This window comes from Sphingomonas sp. (assembly GCF_017304635.1).
Classification (GTDB): Bacteria; Pseudomonadota; Alphaproteobacteria; order Sphingomonadales; family Sphingomonadaceae; genus Sphingomonas.
This window is the reverse complement of record NZ_JAFKMA010000003.1, coordinates 155663-176331: the sequence shown is the minus strand read 5'-3', so window position 1 is coordinate 176331 and position 20669 is coordinate 155663. Positions and strand designations below refer to the sequence as shown.

General features: G+C 67.7%; 25 protein-coding genes. 10 read left to right on the top strand and 15 right to left on the bottom strand.

Translation table 11 applies throughout. The features are described 5' to 3' along the window. Nucleotides 1–47 precede the first annotated feature (47 nt). The 13 genes from sucD to J0I47_RS10430 all read right to left on the bottom strand — a co-directional run bounded on the left by sucD (nucleotide 48) and on the right by J0I47_RS10430 (nucleotide 10100). Nucleotides 48–932: a succinate--CoA ligase subunit alpha gene (sucD, locus tag J0I47_RS10490; protein ID WP_294046948.1), complete on the bottom strand. Its 885-nt coding sequence runs from the start codon at nucleotides 930–932 to the stop codon at nucleotides 48–50. 1 nt (nucleotide 933) lies between these two features. Continuing rightward, on the bottom strand, nucleotides 934–1452 hold the full coding sequence (locus J0I47_RS10485; protein ID WP_294046947.1) for a hypothetical protein: 519 nt from the start codon (nucleotides 1450–1452) through the stop codon (nucleotides 934–936). Between the two features lie 61 nt (nucleotides 1453–1513). Further along, nucleotides 1514–1804, bottom strand: coding sequence for a GIY-YIG nuclease family protein (locus J0I47_RS10480; protein ID WP_294046946.1), 291 nt, complete (start codon nucleotides 1802–1804; stop codon nucleotides 1514–1516). Nucleotides 1805–1850: 46 nt separating this feature from the next. Beyond that, nucleotides 1851–2813 (bottom strand): malate dehydrogenase, encoded by a 963-nt coding sequence (gene mdh, locus J0I47_RS10475; RefSeq protein WP_294046945.1) that lies wholly within the window; start codon nucleotides 2811–2813, stop codon nucleotides 1851–1853. Between the two features lie 280 nt (nucleotides 2814–3093). Continuing rightward, nucleotides 3094–3378 (bottom strand): hypothetical protein, encoded by a 285-nt coding sequence (locus J0I47_RS10470; RefSeq protein WP_294046944.1) that lies wholly within the window; start codon nucleotides 3376–3378, stop codon nucleotides 3094–3096. Continuing rightward, nucleotides 3375–3698 carry a YbjQ family protein gene (locus J0I47_RS10465; protein ID WP_294046943.1) on the bottom strand — a complete coding sequence of 108 codons (324 nt, stop codon included), beginning with the start codon at nucleotides 3696–3698 and terminating at the stop codon, nucleotides 3375–3377. Before J0I47_RS10465 ends, J0I47_RS10470 begins: the two co-directional genes overlap by 4 nt. Then, on the bottom strand, nucleotides 3695–4510 hold the full coding sequence (locus J0I47_RS10460) for a hypothetical protein (protein WP_294047185.1): 816 nt from the start codon (nucleotides 4508–4510) through the stop codon (nucleotides 3695–3697). The genes J0I47_RS10465 and J0I47_RS10460 overlap by 4 nt, the downstream gene beginning before the upstream one ends. Before the next feature lie 19 nt (nucleotides 4511–4529). Next, complete coding sequence (locus J0I47_RS10455; RefSeq protein WP_294046942.1) at nucleotides 4530–5258, bottom strand: transporter; 729 nt, start codon at nucleotides 5256–5258, stop codon at nucleotides 4530–4532. 9 nt (nucleotides 5259–5267) lie between these two features. Continuing rightward, on the bottom strand, nucleotides 5268–6377 hold the full coding sequence (zapE, locus tag J0I47_RS10450; protein ID WP_294046941.1) for a cell division protein ZapE: 1110 nt from the start codon (nucleotides 6375–6377) through the stop codon (nucleotides 5268–5270). A 115-nt stretch (nucleotides 6378–6492) separates the two neighbouring features. Next, nucleotides 6493–6972, bottom strand: a complete 480-nt coding sequence (locus J0I47_RS10445; protein WP_294046940.1) for a PaaI family thioesterase — start codon at nucleotides 6970–6972, stop codon at nucleotides 6493–6495. Between the two features lie 93 nt (nucleotides 6973–7065). After that, entirely contained in the window at nucleotides 7066–7851 is a 786-nt protein-coding gene (locus J0I47_RS10440; protein ID WP_294046939.1) for a succinate dehydrogenase iron-sulfur subunit, read from the bottom strand. 141 nt (nucleotides 7852–7992) lie between these two features. Then, nucleotides 7993–8721 carry a hypothetical protein gene (locus J0I47_RS10435; protein WP_294046938.1) on the bottom strand — a complete coding sequence of 243 codons (729 nt, stop codon included), beginning with the start codon at nucleotides 8719–8721 and terminating at the stop codon, nucleotides 7993–7995. Between the two features lie 20 nt (nucleotides 8722–8741). Beyond that, the gene (locus J0I47_RS10430) at nucleotides 8742–10100 is read right to left on the bottom strand and encodes an NAD-dependent succinate-semialdehyde dehydrogenase (protein ID WP_294047184.1); all 1359 of its coding nucleotides are present in this window, start codon (nucleotides 10098–10100) and stop codon (nucleotides 8742–8744) included. A 104-nt stretch (nucleotides 10101–10204) separates the two neighbouring features. Here J0I47_RS10430 and J0I47_RS10425 point away from each other — a divergent pair, with 104 nt between their 5' ends. The 7 genes from J0I47_RS10425 (at nucleotide 10205) to J0I47_RS10395 (ending at nucleotide 14851) form a co-directional block, all read left to right on the top strand. Further along, a complete protein-coding gene (locus J0I47_RS10425; protein ID WP_294046937.1) occupies nucleotides 10205–10468 on the top strand; it encodes a GlsB/YeaQ/YmgE family stress response membrane protein in 264 nt (87 codons plus the stop codon). A 58-nt stretch (nucleotides 10469–10526) separates the two neighbouring features. Next, a complete protein-coding gene (locus J0I47_RS10420; RefSeq protein WP_294046936.1) occupies nucleotides 10527–10766 on the top strand; it encodes an exodeoxyribonuclease VII small subunit in 240 nt (79 codons plus the stop codon). A 3-nt stretch (nucleotides 10767–10769) separates the two neighbouring features. Next, entirely contained in the window at nucleotides 10770–11666 is an 897-nt protein-coding gene (locus J0I47_RS10415; protein WP_294046935.1) for a polyprenyl synthetase family protein, read from the top strand. A gap of 13 nt (nucleotides 11667–11679) precedes the next feature. Then, nucleotides 11680–12180, top strand: a complete 501-nt coding sequence (coaD, locus tag J0I47_RS10410) for a pantetheine-phosphate adenylyltransferase (protein ID WP_294046934.1) — start codon at nucleotides 11680–11682, stop codon at nucleotides 12178–12180. Between the two features lie 247 nt (nucleotides 12181–12427). Then, nucleotides 12428–13198 carry a peptidylprolyl isomerase gene (locus J0I47_RS10405; protein ID WP_294046933.1) on the top strand — a complete coding sequence of 257 codons (771 nt, stop codon included), beginning with the start codon at nucleotides 12428–12430 and terminating at the stop codon, nucleotides 13196–13198. A 73-nt stretch (nucleotides 13199–13271) separates the two neighbouring features. Continuing rightward, entirely contained in the window at nucleotides 13272–14351 is a 1080-nt protein-coding gene (gene queA / locus J0I47_RS10400; RefSeq protein ID WP_294046932.1) for a tRNA preQ1(34) S-adenosylmethionine ribosyltransferase-isomerase QueA, read from the top strand. A 2-nt stretch (nucleotides 14352–14353) separates the two neighbouring features. After that, nucleotides 14354–14851, top strand: coding sequence for an EF-hand domain-containing protein (locus J0I47_RS10395; RefSeq protein ID WP_294046931.1), 498 nt, complete (start codon nucleotides 14354–14356; stop codon nucleotides 14849–14851). On the opposite strand, the gene J0I47_RS10390 is transcribed toward J0I47_RS10395, so the two are convergent. Beyond that, on the bottom strand, nucleotides 14848–15462 hold the full coding sequence (locus tag J0I47_RS10390; protein ID WP_294046930.1) for a cupin domain-containing protein: 615 nt from the start codon (nucleotides 15460–15462) through the stop codon (nucleotides 14848–14850). The genes J0I47_RS10395 and J0I47_RS10390 overlap by 4 nt on opposite strands. A gap of 76 nt (nucleotides 15463–15538) precedes the next feature. Between J0I47_RS10390 and tgt the strand changes: the two genes are divergently transcribed. The 3 genes from tgt to J0I47_RS10375 all read left to right on the top strand — a co-directional run bounded on the left by tgt (nucleotide 15539) and on the right by J0I47_RS10375 (nucleotide 19894). Next, the gene (tgt, locus tag J0I47_RS10385) at nucleotides 15539–16675 is read left to right on the top strand and encodes a tRNA guanosine(34) transglycosylase Tgt (RefSeq protein WP_294046929.1); all 1137 of its coding nucleotides are present in this window, start codon (nucleotides 15539–15541) and stop codon (nucleotides 16673–16675) included. Between the two features lie 3 nt (nucleotides 16676–16678). Beyond that, nucleotides 16679–16885 (top strand): hypothetical protein, encoded by a 207-nt coding sequence (locus J0I47_RS10380; RefSeq protein ID WP_294046928.1) that lies wholly within the window; start codon nucleotides 16679–16681, stop codon nucleotides 16883–16885. 147 nt (nucleotides 16886–17032) lie between these two features. Beyond that, a complete protein-coding gene (locus J0I47_RS10375) occupies nucleotides 17033–19894 on the top strand; it encodes a pitrilysin family protein (RefSeq protein ID WP_294046927.1) in 2862 nt (953 codons plus the stop codon). 34 nt (nucleotides 19895–19928) lie between these two features. Here the strand turns inward: J0I47_RS10375 and J0I47_RS10370 are convergent, their stop codons facing one another. Beyond that, nucleotides 19929–20663, bottom strand: coding sequence for a Crp/Fnr family transcriptional regulator (locus J0I47_RS10370; RefSeq protein ID WP_294046926.1), 735 nt, complete (start codon nucleotides 20661–20663; stop codon nucleotides 19929–19931). Nucleotides 20664–20669 lie beyond the last annotated feature (6 nt).

The following is a 20669-nucleotide window of genomic DNA, read 5'->3' as shown; positions in this document are numbered from 1 at the left end:
CCGCGCCTAGCCGCAGGGCGGCCCCGGCCTGCGCCGGGGCGACGACCTCAACCCTTCAACACTTCCAGCAACGTCTCGCCGAGCAGGCTTGGGCTCGACGACACCTTGATCCCGGCGCTTTCCATCGCGGCGATCTTGTCCTCGGCGCCGCCCTGGCCGCCACTGACGATCGCGCCGGCATGGCCCATGCGGCGGCCCGGGGGAGCCGTGCGGCCGGCGATGAAGCCGGCCATCGGCTTCTTGCGACCCCGCTTCGCTTCGTCCTTCAGGAACTGCGCGGCCTCTTCCTCGGCGCTGCCGCCGATCTCGCCAATCATGATGATCGAGTGGGTCGCGTCGTCGGCCAGGAACAGTTCGAGCACGTCGATGAAGTTGGTGCCGTTGACCGGATCGCCGCCGATCCCGACCGCGGTGGTCTGGCCGAGCCCGGCATTGGTGGTCTGGAACACCGCTTCATAGGTAAGCGTGCCGGAGCGGCTGACAACACCCACCGAGCCCTTGGAAAAGATGCTGCCCGGCATAATGCCGATCTTGCACTCGCCGGGGGTCAGCACGCCGGGGCAGTTCGGACCGATCAGCCGCGACTTCGATCCCGACAGCGCGCGCTTGACCTTGACCATGTCGAGCACCGGAATGCCTTCGGTGATCGCGACGATCAGCGGCACTTCGGCGTCGATCGCCTCCAGGATCGAGTCCGCCGCGAAGGGGGGCGGGACGTAGATCACGCTCGCGGTCGCGCCGGTCGCCGCCACCGCTTCGGCGACGGTGTCGTAATTGGGCAGGCCGAGATGCGTCGTGCCGCCCTTCCCCGGGGTGACGCCCGCGACCATCTGCGTCCCGTAATCGAGCGCGGCCTGGGTGTGGAAGCTGCCGGTATTGCCGGTCATCCCCTGGGTGATGACCTTGGTATTCTTGTCGACGAGGATGCTCACGTCATTTCCCTTCTTGGGTCGAATGGTTGCCCTTGGGGTTGCCCACCACGATCATCGCCAGCCGCGTGCCGTCCTTGTCGACGACCTGCACGATCAGCACCTCGCCGTTGGGCAGGTTGGTCACGGGATTCTGCGGGTCGGTGACGACCGTCACGCCCAGGCTCTTGCCGACATCGCCGTAGAAGGCGGTCGCGTCGAACGCCGCGTCGGGCTTCGCCATCACGACGCAGCCGCCGTCGAGGCCGGTCTTGTAGATCAGCTTGACGTTGTCGCGCACCAGGATGCGGCCGTCCGCCTTGGTCATGCCGGCCTTTGCCGGCGTCACGTCTTGCCACCCGGCGACGCGCGCGTCCTGGCCCGCCGGATCGACCGTCGACCCGACACACGCCTTCGCCGCCGCGACGATCGCGCGCTCGGCAGCGGGCTGGAGGTCGGCCATCGGGTCGGCGGGGGCGGGGGCGGGAGTGGGGGCCGGGGCGCCGGCCGCCTGGGCGATGAGGAGGAGAGGGAGGATGGGCATCACAACTATTGCTCCTAGTTCCCCGGCGAAGGCCGGGGTCCAGTCAAGGGGCGGTTCTGGATCACGCGATACATTCGTATAGATCTTCCCAATCGGGATTCATTCCTTCGATCTCACGTAGTTTCCAGTTGCGCCGCCACTCCTTCATTCGCAGCTCGCGCTGCCTGGCTTCTTCTATGTTGTCGTGCGCCTCGTACCAGACGAGCAGATGACAACCATATCTCTTGGTGAACCCATCGACGGTGCCGTTCCGATGTTCCCAAACGCGTTTCGGCAAATCGCTGGTGACACCGATATAGATGGTTCCGTTGCGCCTCCTCGCCATGATGTAGACGAAGCCAGCTTTCTCCACGTCGATGGTTCTCCCAACTGGGCCCCGGCCTTCGCCGGGGAACAGCTCAGTTCAAGCTCGCATCAATCCCCTTGCACGCCGCGAGCAGTTCCTTGACCGCGTCGACGCTAACACCCAGGTTCGCCTTCGCCTCGTCGTCGAGCGCGATCTCGACCACTTCCTCGACGCCGCCGGCGCCGATCACGCACGGCACGCCGACATACAGGCCGTCGACGCCGTACTTGCCGTCGACATAGGCCGCGCAGGGCAGCAGGCGCTTCTGGTCGCCGAGATACGCCTCGGCCATCGCGATGCCGCTGGTCGCGGGCGCGTAATAAGCGGAACCCGTCTTCAGCAGCGCGACGATCTCCCCGCCGCCGCCGCGGGTGCGCTTGACGATCTCGTCGATCTTGGCCTGGCTCGATTTGCCCAGCTTGATGAGGTCGGGGACCGGGATGCCGGCGACGGTCGAATATTGCACGACCGGCACCATCGTGTCGCCATGGCCGCCGAGCACGAAGGTGGTGACGTCCTTCGCCGACACCGCGAACTCCTCGGCCAGGAAATGGCTGAACCGCGCGCTGTCGAGCACGCCGGCCATGCCGACGACCTTGTTGTGCGGGAGGCCGGAAAATTCGCGCAGCGCCCACACCATCGCGTCGAGCGGGTTGGTGATGCAGATGACGAACGCGTCGGGCGCGTTGGCCTTGATGCCCTCGCCGACCGCCTTCATCACCTTGAGGTTGATGCCGAGCAGGTCGTCGCGGCTCATGCCGGGCTTGCGCGCGACACCGGCGGTGACGATGATGACGTCGGCGCCCGCGATGTCGGCATAGTCGTTCGAGCCGGTAATCCTGGCGTCGAAGCCCTCGATCGGGCCGCACTGGCTGAGGTCGAGCGCCTTGCCCTGGGGCAGGCCCTCGGCGACGTCGAACAGGACGATGTCGCCCAGTTCCTTCTTCGCGGCGAGATGGGCGAGCGTGCCGCCGATATTGCCGGCGCCGATCAGCGCGATCTTCTTGCGGGCCATGAGCACTCCCTTTGGCGCCCGAAAGGCGCGAATTGGCGCGAAAGCCGCACCAAGGCACCGGCTCGCGCGCGAGACGCGACGGCGCTTAGGCCGATCGTAGGCTCGGCGCAACCGCTAAAGGGGATGCGTTAACATCGCGTACTGCAATTCATTCGCAAGAGCAACAGGGCTATCCCCTGTCGTCATTGCGAGCCTAGCGAAGCAATCCAGGTTTCGTGTAAAGCGTTGCATTGCTTCGCTGCGCTCGCAATGACGAACAGGTCAGGCCAAAACCCCCGCGTCACTCCTCCACATATTTCCGCTCGCCCGTCGCGGCGTTGAACCACACCACGACCGGGCGCCCGCTCGCTTCGTCCAGGAAACGCTCGTCGGTCGGGCGCCAGTCGCACGGCGGGGAGGCGGGGCTGGCATTGCCGGTATAATGAAACCGCTCGAACACGATCCCGCCGACCATGACCAGCGGGAAGATCAGCATCGGCCACGCCGCCGCGTCGAGCACCACCATCCACGCCGCGATCGCCGTCCAGGCGATCGCGACCACCAGCACAACGTTGCGCAGGATCATGCCATGGGATCGATCACGACCGCGGTGCCATAGGCGACGACCTCGTTCATCGCCTGCGCGATCTCGCCCGAATCGAACCGCATCATGACGACCGCGTTCGCGCCCATCAGCGTCGCGTTCTGGACCATGCGATCGATCGCGTGGCGGCGCGCATCCTCGACCAGCTTGGTATATTCGGGGATTTCGCCGCCGACGATCGAGCGCAGCGACGCGGTGATGTTGCCGCCCAGCCCGCGGCTGCGCACGACGACGCCGAACACCTGGCCCAGCACTTCGCGCACCTGGTGCCCGGCGATATTCTCGGTGGTGGTGACGATCATGCGGCATCTCCTTGGGCGGGCGCCGGCCCGGTGCCGGCGCGTTGGGGAAGGATCAAGATGAGCAGGACGATGGCGGCGGTCAGCACCAGCGAGGCGATCGGCCGGCTGAGGTCGAGGCCGCCCTTCGCGAACGGCTTGTCGAGGAAGTCGCCGACCGTCGCGCCCAGCGGGCGAGTCAGAATGAACGCCAGCCAGAACAGCACCACGCGGCTGATCCGGGTCGTCATATAGAGCCCGGCGAGTACCGCCAGCGCTCCACCGAACACCGCCGCCCCACCGAGATAGCCGAGCCCGCCATCGTCCGCCGCCCAGTCGCCGAGCGCGGTGCCCAGCGTCTGCGAAAAGGTGATGGTGATCCAGTAGAAAGCCTCGGCCCGCGGGGTGTGGATGTCGTCGGTCGACAGCCGCCCGACGACCGCGCGCCACGTCGCCAGCGAGGCAATCACGCACGCCAGCAGCAACAGCGAGCCGCCGGTATAGCCGATCCCCAGCGACCGTGTCGCGAAGTCGGCCATCGTCGTGCCGGCGGTGGTCGAGGCGATGATCGTCGCCCAGTAGAGGAAGGGGTGGAACCGCTTTGCCATGATCTGCGCGATCGCGAGGACGATCAGTGGCACGAGGAAGATCGCGGTGCCGATCAGGTAGCCGCTGACACCGCTCGCGCCGGCCTCCGGCGTGGTCTCGCCGAGCCAGGTCATCGTCACCGCGTCGCCGCCGGTCTCGCCCAGCGTCGTCGCCAGGATCTTGATGATCCAGAAGCCGAGCGTCACCGCGGGGACCTTGCTCAACACTGCGCGTTGGTCGTCGGTCAGCGTCACCCGGCCCTCCTGCTTAGAAGCTCAGTCCCAACGCCACATAGCCGTGGTATTTGTCGCCGTCACGACCGCCGAAGCTCGGCCCGGCCGAAGCGAGCAGCGACAGCGGACCCTTCAGCCGCCAGATCGCGCCGATCCCCAGCGTCGATGTCGGCCGCGCGTCGACCGTGTCGGGGCCGCGATGCGTCGCCTCCACCCCGATGCTCAGCCGCCCGGTCACCTGCCGGGTCAGCGCGGCGGCGGCGAGCCAGTAATTGCGGTTGCCGACGCCCGGATTGATGGTGAAGCCGCCGCCGCCGAACAGCGACCATTTGCCCCAGTCGTGCTGCACCCAGACCGGCAGCAGGAACGCGACGCGCCCCGATCCGTAGCGTGTGCCCGATGTCGGCAGGATCGCGCGCGGAAAGGCGGCGACCGACCAGCCATGCGCATCGTCATGGAGGAAGCGGTATTTGAGGCCGAGCTCGACATCGCCGACCCCGGTCCGCGCGCCGGGGCCGCGCACGAAATCGACCGGCAGCGTCGCGGTCAGCTGGACGTCGTGGAACCCGCCATAATTGAGGTCGAGCCCCGCCGACCCGCCGAACGCCCCGCCGTTGCGCGCGCCGGCGCCGAAGAAATAGAGCTCCCAATGCTGGAAGTCGGTCGGTTCGGGATCGTCGGTGTCGAACGGCGGCCCGGCCCAGGCGGGCAGCGGCGCGATGGAAAGGGCCAGCGCCATGGGCAGGAATCGCGATCGCCGCATCGCGGCCCCCTACGCCGCGCCGTGGCCCTGCGCCAGATACTCGTCGGATCGCATTTCCTCGAGCCGGCTGACGGTGCGCTCGAACTCAAAGTGGCCGTCGCCGCGTTCGTAGAGGTGCGCGGGCTCGGCATCGGCGGCGGCGAGCAGCTTGACCTTGTGTTCGTACAGCGCGTCGATCAGCGACACGAACCGCGCCGCTTCGTTGCGATTCTCCGGCCCCAGTTTGGGGATGCCGACCAGGATGACGGTATGATAGCGCCGCGCGATCGCCAGATAATCGGCGGCGCCGCGCGCCTCGCCGCACAATTTCCTGAACGCAAACACCGCGACGCCCTTCAGCGCCTTGGGCACACGCAAAGTGCGGCCCTGCACGACCAGTTCTTCGCTCGGGACGTGTTCGGCATCTTCGGGCGGATAGTCGGTCAGGCGGAAGAACGCCGCGGACAGCTGCGCGGTCGCCGCCGGACCGTTCGGCACCAACCACGTCTCCTGCTGGCCGAGCCGGTCGCGGCGGTAATCGACCGGGCCGTTCAGCGACAGCACGTCGAGGCGGCTTTCGATCAGGTCGATGAACGGCAGGAAGTGCTCGCGGTTGAGGCCGTTCCGGTAGAGGTCGCGCGGCGCCCGGTTGCTGGTGGTGACGACGGTCACGCCCGCCTCGATCAGCGCGGTGAACAGCCGCGACAGGATCATCGCGTCGGGCGAGTTGGTCACCATCATCTCGTCGAACGCGAGGCACCTCGCTTCGTCGGCCAGCGCGGCGGCGATGGGGGCGATCGGGTCGCCGACTTCCTTCCTGCGCTCCTCGGCGATGCGCTGGTGGACCTCCAGCATGAACTCGCCGAAATGGACGCGGCGTTTGCGCTGGATGGCGAGGCAACCGAAGAACAGGTCCATCAGCATGGATTTGCCGCGGCCGACATCGCCCCAGAGATAGAGGCCGCGTGGGGCATCGGGCTTGCGGCCGAGCGCGCGCCACAGGACCGAGCCGCGTTTGGGTTGGGCCTGAAGCTGCTGTTGAAGCTGGTCGAGCCGCGCGGCGGCGGCCTGCTGGTCGGGATCGGGACGCAGCTCGCCCGCGGCGATCAGCGCGTGATAGGCGGAGAGGACGGTTTCCATCAGACCTCCCCGGCGAAGGCCGGGGCCCAGTCGGGAAGGCTATTGTTGTCGAACGCTACGCGAGCCAAGGCATGGCATCGCACCTGGACCCCGGCCTTCGCCGGGGAGGCGCTGGTCATGGGACGGTGCCGAAGCCCGGTGGCGGGCTCGATTTCCGCAGCGTTCCGGTGAAGCTCGCGATGGTCGGCGTATTCTCCTGGACGATCAGCCCGCGCAGGAAGAGCATCCGGCTGGTCTCGCGCAGCAGCTCGATCCGCGCCTCCAGGGCCACGCCGATGCGGCCGCCGCCGATGAACTGCGCCGACAGGTCCAGCGTCACCGCGCCGCCCGCCTGCAACACGCCGAACGCGCGCGCGGCGGCGAACAGCGCCACGTCCATGAACCCGAGCAGCGCGCCACCATGGACGTTGTCGCGCATGTTCGAATGCTCGTGGCGCGGCAGCATCTGGACGCGAGCGACCTCGCCCTCCAGCCGGACGCGGAGCGGCTCGAGGAAGGAATTGAACCGCGTCGGATCGCGGAACGCCCAGCGCTTCCACCCCGGCGCGTCGGGGTCGTCGTCATAGGTGAAGAAGGGGGAGGGGGTGTCACTCACCGTCGTACCTCTGCAAAAGCAGGGGTCCAGAGCAACAGGCGGCATCGTTCGTTACCCTGGGCTCCTGCATTCGCAGGAGCACGCGGCTTTCGATCAGACAATCCGCTCGGCTTCCATCTTCTTGATCTCGGCGATCGCCTTGGCGGGGTTGAGGCCTTTGGGGCACGCATTCGCACAGTTCATGATCGTGTGGCAGCGATACAGGCGGAACGGATCTTCCAACTGGTCGAGCCGCTCGCCGGTCATCTCGTCGCGGCTGTCGGCGAGCCAGCGATATGCCTGGAGCAGGATCGCCGGCCCCAGGAACTTGTCGCTGTTCCACCAATAGCTCGGGCAGCTGGTCGAGCAGCACGCGCACAGGATGCACTCGTACAGGCCGTCGAGCTTCTCGCGATCCTTGGGGCTTTGCAGTCGCTCCTTGCCCGCCGGCGCCGGGGTGACGGTCTGCAACCAGGGCTTGATCGAGGCATATTGCGCGTAGAAATGGGTGAAGTCGGGGACCAGGTCCTTGATGACTTCCATGTGCGGCAACGGCGTGATCGTCACCTCGCCCTTGCAATCCTCGATCGCGGTGGTGCAGGCGAGACCGTTCTTGCCGTCCATGTTCATCGAGCACGACCCGCAGATGCCCTCGCGGCACGACCGGCGGAAGGTCAGCGACGAATCCTGCTCCGACTTCATCTTGATGAGCGCGTCGAGCACCATCGGCCCGCAGGTGTCGAGGTCGACCTCGAACGTGTCGTAGCGCGGATTGTCGCCGGTATCGGGGTCGTAGCGATAGATCTTGAAGCGCTTGACGTTGGTCGCCCCGCTGGCGGCCTTGTGGGTCGTGCCCTGCTTCTTGATGCGGCTGTTCTTGGGCAGGCGGAACTCGGCCATCGATGATCCCTATCGCGTTGCTGGCGCCCGGCTATGCCTTTCGGCAGGGGAGTGCAACCCGTTTGCCGCGCCAGCACTATAACGAAAAGCCGCCGGCCCCGTGAGGCCGACGGCTTGGCGTTTCGTACCGGACTGGATGCTTCAGGCGAAGCGGATGCGGGTTGCGACTTTGCGGCGGCGAAGGCCGAAGCCGATCGCGCCAAAGCCGATCATCACCGTCGCCCAAGTCTGCATTTCCGGAACGGCAGCTACCGCATTGTTACCGATCGTCACCGTAATCGTGTTGTTGCCGGAGAGGAAGGTGTAGACGCCGCTAGTTAGGCCGAGCTTGGTGAAGTCCGAACCGATGATCGTGCTCTTCGAGACGATCTGGGAATTGCTGACGTAAGTGTTCGATATGTAAAACAGTTTGTCCGCGGCAAACAGCCCGAGCGTCGTGCCGTACTCCGGCGACGAAAATGCGGCAGGTCCCGTTCCGAATGACGTTGCCGTACCCGACATCGTGTAAGCATAAACGATGCCCTTGCCGGCTCTCGTCACGACGATCTGACCACCCGCCGGAAACACGCCCGTCGCCGAGAAAGACACGGAATCTTGATTGACGTGAGTAAGGTCCGTCAGGTCGAATGTGCCCGAGCCAGTGAGAACCACGTCGTCACCGACCTGTGTTATGGCAATATTGACGGCAGCACCCGCTGACGATGCCGTAAATGCAACGGTAGCGGCGAGCAGCAAATATACAAATCTCATCGACCGGCCCCCTTTTTTCCGCAGATTGAGCTGCAGAATTTCGTTAATCTCCCATAAAGGATAAAGTTCCGGCCACAGCTTGTAAATGCAGAAGCCGACCGGCGCTGTGCTGGCGATCAATGACCGGTGTCGCTGTTTTCTCAGCCAATCACCGCCTTCAGATTCATGAATTCATGCAGTCCCCACGGCCCGAGTTCGCGGCCGTGGCCGGAGCGTTTGACTCCGCCGAACGGGGCTTCGGGGGTCGAGGCGAGCATCTGGTTGATCGCGGTCATGCCGGCGTCGATGTCGCGGGCGAAGCGGTCTTGTTCGGCCGGCTCGGCGGTCCAGACCGACGAGCCGAGGCCGAATGGCACAGCGTTCGCCAGCGTGATCGCTTCGCCGATGTCGGCGATCTTGAACACCATCGCGACGGGGCCGAAGATTTCCTCCCGCGCGACCGGGCTGTCGGGGTCGACATCGACCAGCACGCCGGGGGTGAGGTAGGCGCCGGGGAGATCGGGGCGTTCGGCGCCGAACAACAGTTTCGCACCCGCATCGCGGAATTGCGCGAGCTGGCCGAGCACGGTGTCGCGCTGGCCCTCGGACGACAGCGGGCCCATGTCGGTGTCGGGCCGCATGGGGTCGCCGGTCTTCACTGCCTTCATCCCGGCGGCGAAGGTCGCCATGAACGCGTTATAGACATCGGCGTGGACGATCATCCGTTTGGCGCAGATGCACGACTGGCCGCTATTCTGCGTCCGCGCGGTGACAGCGGTTCTCGCGGCCAGTTCGACATCGGCGGAGGGCATGACGACGAACGGGTCCGATCCGCCGAGTTCGAGCACGACCTTCTTCAGCGCCTTGCCCGCCGCTTCGGCCACCTTGGCGCCGGCGCCCTCGCTGCCGGTCAGCGTCACCGCGACGATGCGGTCGTCGGCGATCAGGTCGGCGACCTTGGCCGACTTGATGGGGAGGTTCTGGAACAGCCCCTCGGGTGCGCCGGCCTTCCGGATCGTCGCCTCGATTGCAGCGGCGCAGCCCTGCACCGACGAGGCGTGCTTCAACAGCCCAACATTGCCCGCCAGGATCGTCGGCGCGGCGAAGCGGATCACCTGCCAATAGGGGAAGTTCCATGGCATCACCGCGAGCACCGGACCCATCGGCAGCCAGCGCGCGGTGGCGCGGCCCTTGGGCAAGGCGATCTCCTGTGGTGCTAGCAGCGCCGGCCCGTGCTCGGCATAATAACGGAATGCGCTCGCGCATTTCTCGACCTCGGCGATCGCGGATTTGAGCGTCTTGCCCATTTCCTGCGTCGCGATCCGGCCGAGCGCGTCCTTGTCCGCCTCGAACGCGTCGGCGATCCGGCGGAGCAGATCGCAGCGCTCGTCGAGGCTGGTCAGGCGCCACGTCCGGAACGTCTCGGCCGCGCGCTGCAATCGCCACTCGACCTGCGCATCGGTCAGTTCGGCGAAGGTACCGGCGGGCTCGCCGGTCGCGGGGTTGATGCTGGTGAACATGCGGCGGTGAACGCTTGCCATTGCGCCGGTATCCGATCGCGATCATTATGCAACCGCAACGAGAGGTGCGGCGTTTGGCACCCGCAACACGGGAGACTATCGTTATGTTGGGCATTCTTCGCATGATCGTCGTCGGCTTCATCGTCGGCGTGCTCGCGCGCTTTCTCTATCCGGGCCACATCCCGCTCAGCTTCCTGTGGACCGTCATCCTCGGCATCGCCGGGTCGTTCCTGGCCGGGCTGGTCGGCATGGCGCTGCACCCGGCGGAGCGGACGCAGGGGCTGCATCCGGCCGGGTTCCTGGCGTCGATCGTCGGCGCGATGGTGCTGATCTTCATCGCGATCCGGCTGCACTGGTTCGGCGCGTGACATGAGCGTGGCGGATCGGCGGGTTGCCCCCATCGGTCCGCTCGCCTAGGCGTTGGGCATGGATACGCCGATCGCCGAATTGTCGTTCGAGGATGCGCTGAAGCGGCTGGAGGAAATCGTCCGCCAGCTCGAAAGCGGCGAGGCGAAACTCGACGACGCCATCCATCTCTACGAGGAAGGGACGCGGCTGCGCCAGCAATGCGCCGCGCGGCTCGATGCGGCGCAGGCGCGGATCGAGGCGATCCGGCTCGGCCCCGACGGCCGTCCCGCCGGCACGACGCCGTTCGACGCCGGCTGAGCGATGGCGAATGGCGGGAGCCTGGCGGAAGCGTTGGTCGAGGTCGGCGCGGCGATCGACCGCCGGTTCGATGCCTGGCTGACCCCGCCCGACGATCCGCGCCGGCCGCTCTACGACGCGATGCGCCATGCCGCGATCGGCGGCGGCAAGCGGCTGCGCCCGCTGCTGGTCTACGCGACCGCCAACCTGTTCGGGGTCGATCGCGAATGCGCGATGCGGGTGGGGACCGCGATCGAGGCGATCCACGTCTATTCGCTGGTCCACGACGATCTTCCAGCAATGGACGACGACGACGTACGGCGCGGCAAGCCGACTGTGCATCGCGCCTATGGCGAGGCGACCGCGATCCTGGCGGGGGACTGCCTGCATGCGCTGGCGTTCGAGTGGCTGGCCGACCCGACGACGCATCCCGATCCGTTCGTCCGTGCCGAACTGGTGACCGAGGTCGCGCGCGCGGCGGGGCCGGCAGGGATGGCGGGCGGGCAGGCGATGGACCTGGCCGCCGAGCATGCGCGGTTCGACCTCGCGACGGTCACGCGCCTCCAGGCGATGAAGACCGGTGCGCTGATCGCGGTATCGGTCGACGCGGGCGCGATCCTGGGGCGTGTCGCGCCGGAGGGGCGCAAGGGCCTGCGCGGCTATGCCCGCGACATCGGCCTCGCCTTCCAGATCGCCGACGACCTGCTCGACGTGGAGGGCGACGAAGCGACGGTCGGCAAGAAACTGCACAAGGACGGCGAGGCGGGGAAGGAGACCTTCGTCTCGCTGCTCGGCGTCGAGCGCGCGAAGGAACAGGCGGCGATGCTGGTCGACCAGTCGATCGACCATCTGCGCGGCTATGGCACCGAAGCCGACCTGCTCCGCGACATCGCCCGCTTCGTCCTGGCGCGCGATCGGTAAGGGGGAAACGGGCATGACCATCCGCACCGGCGTCTATCCCGGCACGTTCGATCCGATCACGCTCGGCCATATGGACATCATCCGGCGCGGCGCGAAGCTGGTCGACCGGCTGGTGGTCGGGGTCACCACTAACATCGCCAAGGCGCCGTTGTTCGACGACGAGGAACGGATCGCGATCGTGCGGCGCGAAGTGGCGGCGATCGGCAATCCCGACATCGAGGTGGTGGGGTTCAGCTCGCTGCTGGTCGATTTCGCCGATGCGCAGGGCGCCTCGATCGTGATCCGCGGGATTCGCGGGGTGACCGACTTCGAATACGAATATCAGCTGACCGGCATGAACCGCCAGCTCAACCACCGGGTCGAGACGGTCTTCCTGATGGCCGACGTCGCGCTCCAGCCGATCGCCAGCCGACTGGTCAAGGAAATTGCGCTGTTCGGCGGCGACATCGCCAAGTTCGTGACGCCTGCGGTACGCGACGAAGTGATCGCGCGGATCGGACGGCACGAGCGCTGACGTGACCCGTCGTCCCGGCGCAGGCCGGGACCGCTGCGTTGTCGCGCGAACATATCATCCGGCGGCCCCGGCCTGCGACGGGCGACTCCTGCCATTCAGCCTGCCTTCATTCCGCAACGCGTTCCTGCGCGTGAGGCGGTACGGCCAGGCATCAGCTTGCCCCAAAAACGCCGCATGTTCTTCGCATTGGCGCGGGGGCTGCTTTTGCAGTAGACGCGCCGATAATCCCTTCACGCCCGGAGTGCCCATGCGTTTCCTTCTCGGTCTGGTCGCGTTGACCACCCTTGCGATCACCGCCAGCCCGGCCGAGGCGGCGAAGAAGCAGAAAGCGACTCCGGCCAAGGCGGCGGCGACGGTCGAGCAGCGCACGCCCGCGCCGCCGATCACCGACAAGGAGAATCTGGTCTATCTCGACCTGTCGACCGGCGGTCGTGTGACGATCCGGCTCTATCCCAACGTCGCGCCGAAGATGGTCGAGCGGTTCAAGACGCTCACGCGCCAGCATTTCTACGACGGGCTGAAGTTCCACCGCGTGATCGAGGGCTTCATGGCCCAGACCGGCGATCCGAAGGGCGACGGCACCGGCGGCTCGACGCTCCCCGACCTGCCCGCCGAATTCAACTGGATGCCGCACGTGCGCGGCGCGGTGTCGGCCGCGCGCGAAGGCGCCGCGCCCGATGCGTCGGCCGAGGACAAGACGAAGGCGGAAAACAGCGCGAACAGCCAGTTCTTCATCGTGCTCGCGCCGAAGCTCGGGCTCGACAAGAAATATACCGTGTTCGGCCGCGTGATCTCGGGCATGGAATATGTCGATGCGGTCGCGCGCGGCGAGCCGCCGGCCAATCCGTCGCGGATCCTGCATGCCTATATCGTGGCGGACAATCCGCCGGCCTACACGCCCCCGCCGATGGCGCCCGCATTGCCGCCGCTGACCGAAGCGCCGCAAGTCCCGGCGATCGGCGTCGCCCCGCCGGCGAAGCCGGTGGCGCGCAAGCCGGTCGCACCGCGCAAGAAGTGATCATCGCCCCGGCGGAGGCCGGGGTCGTGGGCAGCGAACGGCTCCGGCCTCCGCCGGGGCGACGGATGATCGCATGGACGTCGACCTGTTCGACTTCGACCTGCCGCCAGAGCGGATCGCGCTGCGCCCGGCATCGCCGCGCGACAGTGCGCGGATGCTGGTGCTCGACGGGCGTGGCGATGCCGGCGCGACGCGCGACCGGCTGGTGTCCGATCTGCCTGGCGAACTGCGCGCGGGCGACCTGCTGGTGTTCAACGATACGCGCGTGATCCCGGCCCAGCTCGAAGGCATGCGGGTGCGATCGTCGGCGGACGGCGCGTCGGACGCGACCGGGGCGAAGATCGGCGCGACGCTGCACAAGCGCGAGGGGCCGCGGCGCTGGCGCGCGTTCGTCCGCAACGCCAGGCGGCTGCACGATGGCGACGCGATCGACTTCGGCAACGGCGTGACCGCGACCGCCTCCGATCGCGGGGCCGACGGCAGCTTCGCGCTCGATTTCGCCGGGGACGAGTCGGTCGAGCTCCAGCTCGAGCGCGCCGGGCGGATGCCACTCCCGCCCTACATCGCCGCGCGCCGCGCCGCCGATGCGCGGGACGCCGACGATTACCAGACGATGTTCGCCGATGAGCCCGGCGCGGTCGCCGCCCCCACCGCCGCGCTCCACTTCACGCCCGATCTGCTGGCGCGGCTCGACGCCGCCGGGATCGGCCACGTCACGCTGACGCTGCACGTCGGCGCGGGCACGTTCCTGCCGGTCAAGGCGGAGGACACCGCCGATCACGTCATGCACGCCGAATGGGGCCGGATCGACGCCGCGACCGCCGCGCGCATCAACGCGACTCGCGCCGCCGGCGGCCGCGTCATCGCGGTCGGCACGACGAGCCTCCGCCTGATCGAAAGCGCCGCAGACGCGGCGGGCATCGTCCACCCGTTCGACGGCGACACTGCGATCTTCATCACGCCCGGCGTCCCGATCCGCGGCATCGATGGCCTGATGACCAACTTCCACCTGCCGCGCTCGACCCTGTTCATGCTGGTCTCGGCGCTGATGGGGCTCGAGCGGATGCAGGCGGCCTATCGCCAGGCGGTCGAAAGCGGGTATCGGTTCTACAGCTACGGCGATGCGTCGTTGCTGTTGCCGGGAAGGGAATGACGATGCGGAGTGCGATCCTCGTTGTGGCTGCGTTGGCGGCTTTTCCCGCCGCGGCGCAGACCGGGGCGGCCGCGCCGCCGGTCAAGCCGGCCGCGTCGCAGGGTCAGCCGGCGGCGACGTTGGTGGTCGAGCCGGTCGCGATGTTCATCGCGGCGTGCGACGGCGACGGCGATGCGCGAGTGACGAAGGAGAAACTCAACCGCTGCGTTGCGAAGAGCTTCGCCGCGATCGATACCGCGCATACCGGCAAGCTCGGCTATATCGCGTTCGCCGATTGGGCCGAGCGGTTTTTGGGTGATCGCAACGCGCTGCCGAGCCCGTTCGAGACCGACGCCGATGGCGACAACCAGATCACGCTCGCCGAACTGACCGCGAAGCTCGACCAGATCTTCGACCGGCTCGACAAGAACAGGGACGGCGTGCTGACGCGCGCTGAACTGCTGACGATCCGCGCCACCGCCGGTCGCGACATGGGCGACGATCGCCGCCGGCGCCGCTAGCGGAAGCGCACCGCGAGCCACACGGTGGGCTCGCCCGTCGCGATGCGCGTGACCCAGTGGCGCTGCCCGGCCGCGATCAGGATGTGGTCGCCGGGCCGTAGCGCCGCTTCCGCCGAGTCCTCGATCCGCAAGCCGGCCTCGCCCTGCAGTACGATCACCCATTCGTCGTGATCCTGCCGCATCGGCGCGTCGGCGGGCGTCGCCTGACCGTTGGAGACGATCCGCTCGATCGTCGCACCGCGTCCTTCGGCCAGCGTCGCTACCGCCTCGGCACGTTTGGCGGCGGGGAGTCTGGCGAACAGGTTGGCGATCTTCAGGTGGGGCGCGGGCTTGGGTTCGGGCGGCTTGGGTGGCGGAGGCGGCGCCTTCCGAATCCGCGCGGTGCCGGCGGAGCTCTTCCACGTCGCGCGGGTGGCGTCGCGCAGGAACGTTTCCACCTCCGCGTCGCTTGCCTCCAGTCCGGCGTTGCCGATCCCGAGCACGGCCTTGCCCGCGGCATCGACCAGCCCGAGCTTGCCGAAATCGCCACCGGGCTTGCGTCGGCGCGACGCCTTCAGCGTCAGGCCGCGATGCTTCGCCATCTCGCGCAGAGCCTGCTTGTCGATCGTCATCCGCCGTCGAACGCACGACGCACCAACGCGATGCACGGGTCGACAGCGGCCCGCCGCGCTCGCTAGGAGCGCCGTCATGCCTCCCCGGTTCGACTTCACCATCCACGCCACCGACGGCGCCGCGCGCACCGGCACGATCGCGATGCGGCGCGGCGAGATCCGCACGCCCGCCTTCATGCCGGTCGGCACCGCCGCCACGGTCAAGGCGATGAAGCCGGCCGACGTGCGCGCGGCCGGCGCCGACATCATCCTGGGCAACACCTATCACCTGATGCTGCGCCCGAGCGCGGAACGCGTCGCGCGGCTGGGCGGGCTGCATCGTTTCATGGGATGGGAGCGGCCGATCTTGACCGACAGCGGCGGGTATCAGGTAATGAGCCTGTCCGAGCTGACCAAGCGCGACGAGCAAGGGGTGGAGTTCAAGAGCCACCTCGACGGCACGCGCCACCTGATGAGCCCCGAACGGTCGATGGAAATCCAGCGGCTGCTCGGCTCGGACATCGTGATGGCGTTCGACGAGCTGGTGCCGACCACCTCGACCAGGGAGGTACAGGCGGCGGCGATGGCGCGGTCGATGCGCTGGGCGAAGCGGTCGCGCGACGCGTTCCTGGGCGGGGGCGAGCATGCCGACCGTGCCGCGCAGTTCGGCATCCAGCAGGGCGCGCTCGACGAAGAACTACGCGGGGCGAGCGCGGCGGCGCTTACCGAAATCGGCTTCGACGGCTATGCGATCGGCGGGCTCGCGGTGGGCGAGGGGCAGGCGGCGATGTTCGGATGCCTCGACTTTGCCCCGGGGCAATTGCCGGCGGACAGGCCCCGCTACCTGATGGGGGTCGGCAAGCCCGACGACATCGTCGGCGCGGTCGAGCGCGGGATCGACATGTTCGATTGCGTGCTGCCGACGCGGAGCGGGCGGACCGGTCAGGCGTTTACGCGAGGTGGCCCGATCAACATCCGCAATGCGAAGTTCGCCGAGGACCAGTCGCCGCTCGATCCCGAGTGCGGCTGTCCGGTGTGCGGCACGTGGGAGCGCGCGTACCTCCACCATCTGGTGCGCGCGGGCGAGATCCTCGGCGCGATGCTGATGACCGAGCACAACATCTGGTTCTACGAGGCGCTGATGGCCGATCTGCGCGCGGCGATCGCCGCCGGCGAACTCAAGGCGTTTGCCGACCGATTCCGCACGCGCTACGCCGGTGCCAAAGGAGAGTGACGCGTGACCGACGAACCGACCTTCGGCCCTGAGGAAAACGAGATCATGGCCGCCGCACGCGCCGCGAAGGCGCGCCAGATCGCCGCGGAAAACACGCCCGAGCCGGCCAAGATCGGCAAATGGGGCATGGCCGCGATCGGCGCCGGGGTGGGATCGGCCGCCGTGGCCGCGGCGATGCTGTATGCGAACCGCGGCAAGAAGAAGCGCTGAGGAAAGGCGGGCTCGCCTGGACTGGCCTGCCCGTCGTCATTGCTTCGCTGCGCTCGCAATGACGAGCGACGGTGGTGATCCCGATTGACCCCACCGTCTTAGCGCGACACAACACCGCCAGCTTCACGTCCGTTGTCGGAGACCTGCATGCGCCATTCTCGTGCCGCCCTGTTGCTGGGCGTCGCCCTCGTGCCGCTGACCGCCGCCGCCGCTCCCCGGAAGGCCGTGCCGCGCACCATGACGCCGGCCGCCGCGACGTCGGTCAAGCCGATCGCCTATACCGTGCGCACGCTGCCCAACGGCCTGCGCGTCTATGCCGTCCGCGACACCAAGACCGCGAACGTGTCGGTGCAGGTCTGGTACGACGTCGGGTCGAAGGACGATCCCAAGGGCCGCTCGGGCTTCGCGCACATGTTCGAGCATTTGATGTTCAAGGCGACACGTAACCTGAAGTCGGAGAATTTCGACCGCCTGACCGAGGATGTCGGCGGCTACAACAATGCGTCGACCAACGACGATTACACCAATTATTACGAGGTGGTCCCGGCCAATCACTTGCAGCGGCTGCTGTTCGCGGAAGCGGACCGCATGGCGAGCCTGGTGGTCGAGCCGACCAGCTACGCGTCGGAGCGGGACGTGGTGAAGGAGGAGCTGCGCATGCGTACGCTCGCTTCGCCCTATGGCAAGCTCTATTCGATCTATTATCCCGAGATCAGCTACAGCGTGCATCCGTACGCGCGGCCGGGCATCGGTAGCCTGGAGAATCTCGAGGCCGCGACGATCGACGACGTGCGCGCGTTCCATGCGACCTATTACCGGCCCGACAATGCCGTGCTGGTGGTCGCGGGCAATTTCGATCCGCAGCAACTCGACGCCTGGGTCGACAGATATTTCGGCCCGATTGCGAAGCCCAACCGTCCGATCCCGCGCGTGACGGTCGCCGAGCCCGAGCGGACGCAGGCGACGCACTATACGGTGTACGAGCCCAACACGCCGCTGCCCGCCGTGCTCATCAGCTACCAGATCCCGCCCGATCGCGATGCCGACATTCCGGCACTGACCGTGCTCGACGCGATCCTCGCGACCGGCGACAGTTCGCGGCTGTATCAGGACCTGGTCTATCGCGACCAGCTCGCGCAGTCGGTCAACACGTTCGTCGATACCAAGCAGGGACCGGGATCGTTCGTCGCCGTCGCGACGATGGCGAACGGCAAGGATGTCGCGGCGGGCGAGGCGGCGTTGCGGGCCGAGATCGCGCGGATGCGCGACACGCTGGTGACTCCGGCCGAGCTCGCCCGCGCCAGGAACCAGGTCGTGACCAGGACGATCGCCGGCCGCGAGACCGCCGACGGCAAGGCTTCGACCATCGCACGCGGCGTCATCATCGACGGCGATCCCTCGGCGGAGGACAAGCAACTGGCGGCGATCGCCCGCGTGACCGCGGCCGACGTCCAGCGCGTCGCACGCAAGTACCTGACCGACAGTCGCTCGGCCGCGATCCGCTACATGCCCGCGGAGATGGCGCCCAAGTCGGGGCCGAAGGGCGACCGGATCGCTGTCGCCGACAGCGTCCAGGTGGCGCCGCTGACCGCGCCCGCCGACGTGACGATCGTCACCCCGGCGAGCGACGCCGACCGCGTGCCGATCCCGGCGCCCGGTACGCCCGTCGTCGCCACGCTGCCCGCGCCGGTCACGATGAAGCTCGCCAACGGGATGAGCGTGATCGTGGTCGAGAAGCACGATTTGCCGCTAGTCAGCGTGCGGATCGTCGCGAACGGCGGCGGCGCAGCCGATCCGGCGGGCCGGGCGGGGCTGAACAACCTGACCGCCGACCTGATGACGAAGGGCACGAGGACGCGCTCGGCGACGCAGATCGCCAATGCGGTGGAGAATTTGGGCGGCTCGATCTCGTCGGGCGCCGGCTGGGATTCGACCGAGGTCGCGATGCAGGTGAAGGCCGACCAGTTGCCCTCCGGGCTCGGCGTGCTGGCGGACGTGACGCGCAACCCCGCCTTCGCCGCCGACGAGCTGGAGCGCGACCGCGCGCAGGCGATCGACGGGGTGCAGGTGCAATTGAAGAATCCGGGGCGGCTCGCGAATCTGGTCGCGGCGCGGGCGGTGATAGGCAACTCTCCGTACGGCCACGCGCTGTCGGGCACGCCCATGTCGCTGAAGGCGATCACGCGGGCCGACGTGACCGGTGCCTATGCCGCGACGTGGCGGCCGGGCGATACCACGCTGGTCCTGGTCGGCGACGTGACGCCGGCGGCGGCGAAGGCGCTGGTCGAGGCCAATTTCGGTAGCTGGCGTGGCGGTGGGGCGGCTCCCGCGCCGGTGCCGACGGTGGCCGCCGTCGCGCTGCCGCCGCGGATCATCGTCGTCGACCTGCCCAATGCCGGGCAGGCGGGCGTCGTCGTCGCGCGGCCGGGGATCGCGCGGCGCGATCCGGACTTCTACGCCGCCAGCGTCGCCAACGCGACGCTGGGCGTCGGGTTCTCGTCGCGGCTCAACCAGGAAATCCGCATCAAGCGTGGCCTCGCCTATGGGGCGGGCAGCGGGCTCGCGGCGCGGCGCCAGCCGGGCTATGTCGCCGCCAACACCCAGACCAAGAATCCCTCGGCGACCGAGGTCGTCGGCCTGATCCTCGATACGATGCGCGGGATGGGCACGGCGCCGGTGCCGGTGGACGAACTGAGCTCGCGCAAGGCCGTGCTGATCGGCGATTTCGGCCGCGAGACGGAAACCACCAGCGGGATCGCCAACGTACTCGGAAATTACGTGATCGAAGGCGTGCCGCTGAGCGAGTTGAAGAGCTTCACGCCGCGCATCGACGGGATCGACCCGGCGCAGGTCCAGCGCGTGTCGCAACGGCTGCTCGACCCGACCAACGCCAGCATCGTCGTGGTCGGCGACGCCAAATTGTTCATCGACGACCTGCGCAAGAAATATCCGGCGGTCGAGGTGATCCCGGCGAGCAGCCTCGATCTCGACAGCGCGACGTTGAAGTAGATGCCGTCGCCCCGGCCTGCGCCGGGGCGACGCTTTACCGCGCTGGCGGCAGCCAGCTCAGGTCGAGCTTCTCGTAGCGATCGACATAGTTCGCCTCGCGCGCCAGCGCGGGCTCGTTGCGGAAATGGACGCGCCCGCCTTCGCGCGCGATCAGCCCGTCTTCCTCGAGTTGGCGCAGCATACGGTTGACATGGACCGCGGTCAGCCCGGTCGCGTCGCCGATCTCCTCCTGCGTCAGGCCGAGCACGAACGCGTCGGTGATCGAGCGATCCATCATGCGCAGGCGGTTGCGCATCTCGATCAATACGGCGGCGACGCGCGCCCGCGCCGAAGTGCGGCCGAGCGCGGCGAGGCGATCGGTCAGCGCCGCGCGCTCGATCTGGCTGTTGACGATGACCAAAGCCGCCAGCCGCGGATGCGCTGCCAGCAGTTCGGCGAAGGCCGCGCGGTCGAACGGGCAGACGGTGCAATCGCTCAGCGCCGTGATCGTCTCCGGGGATTCGCGATAGGCTAGACCCGACAGCCCGATCAGGTCGCCGGGGAACAGGAAGCGCAAAATCTGGCGGCTGCCGTCGTCGAGCAGCATCGACGCCATCAGCATGCCCTTGCGCACAATGAACAGTTCGCCGACACGGTCGTTCTCGCGCCGCAACGATGCGCCGCGCCGTAGCGTCCGCTCGCGTTCCTCCAGCCGCGCCAGCGCCGCCTTCTCCGCGTCGGAGAGCGGCGCCAGATCGCCCAGCCGTTCGGCGAAATAACTCCCTGACACTAAGCG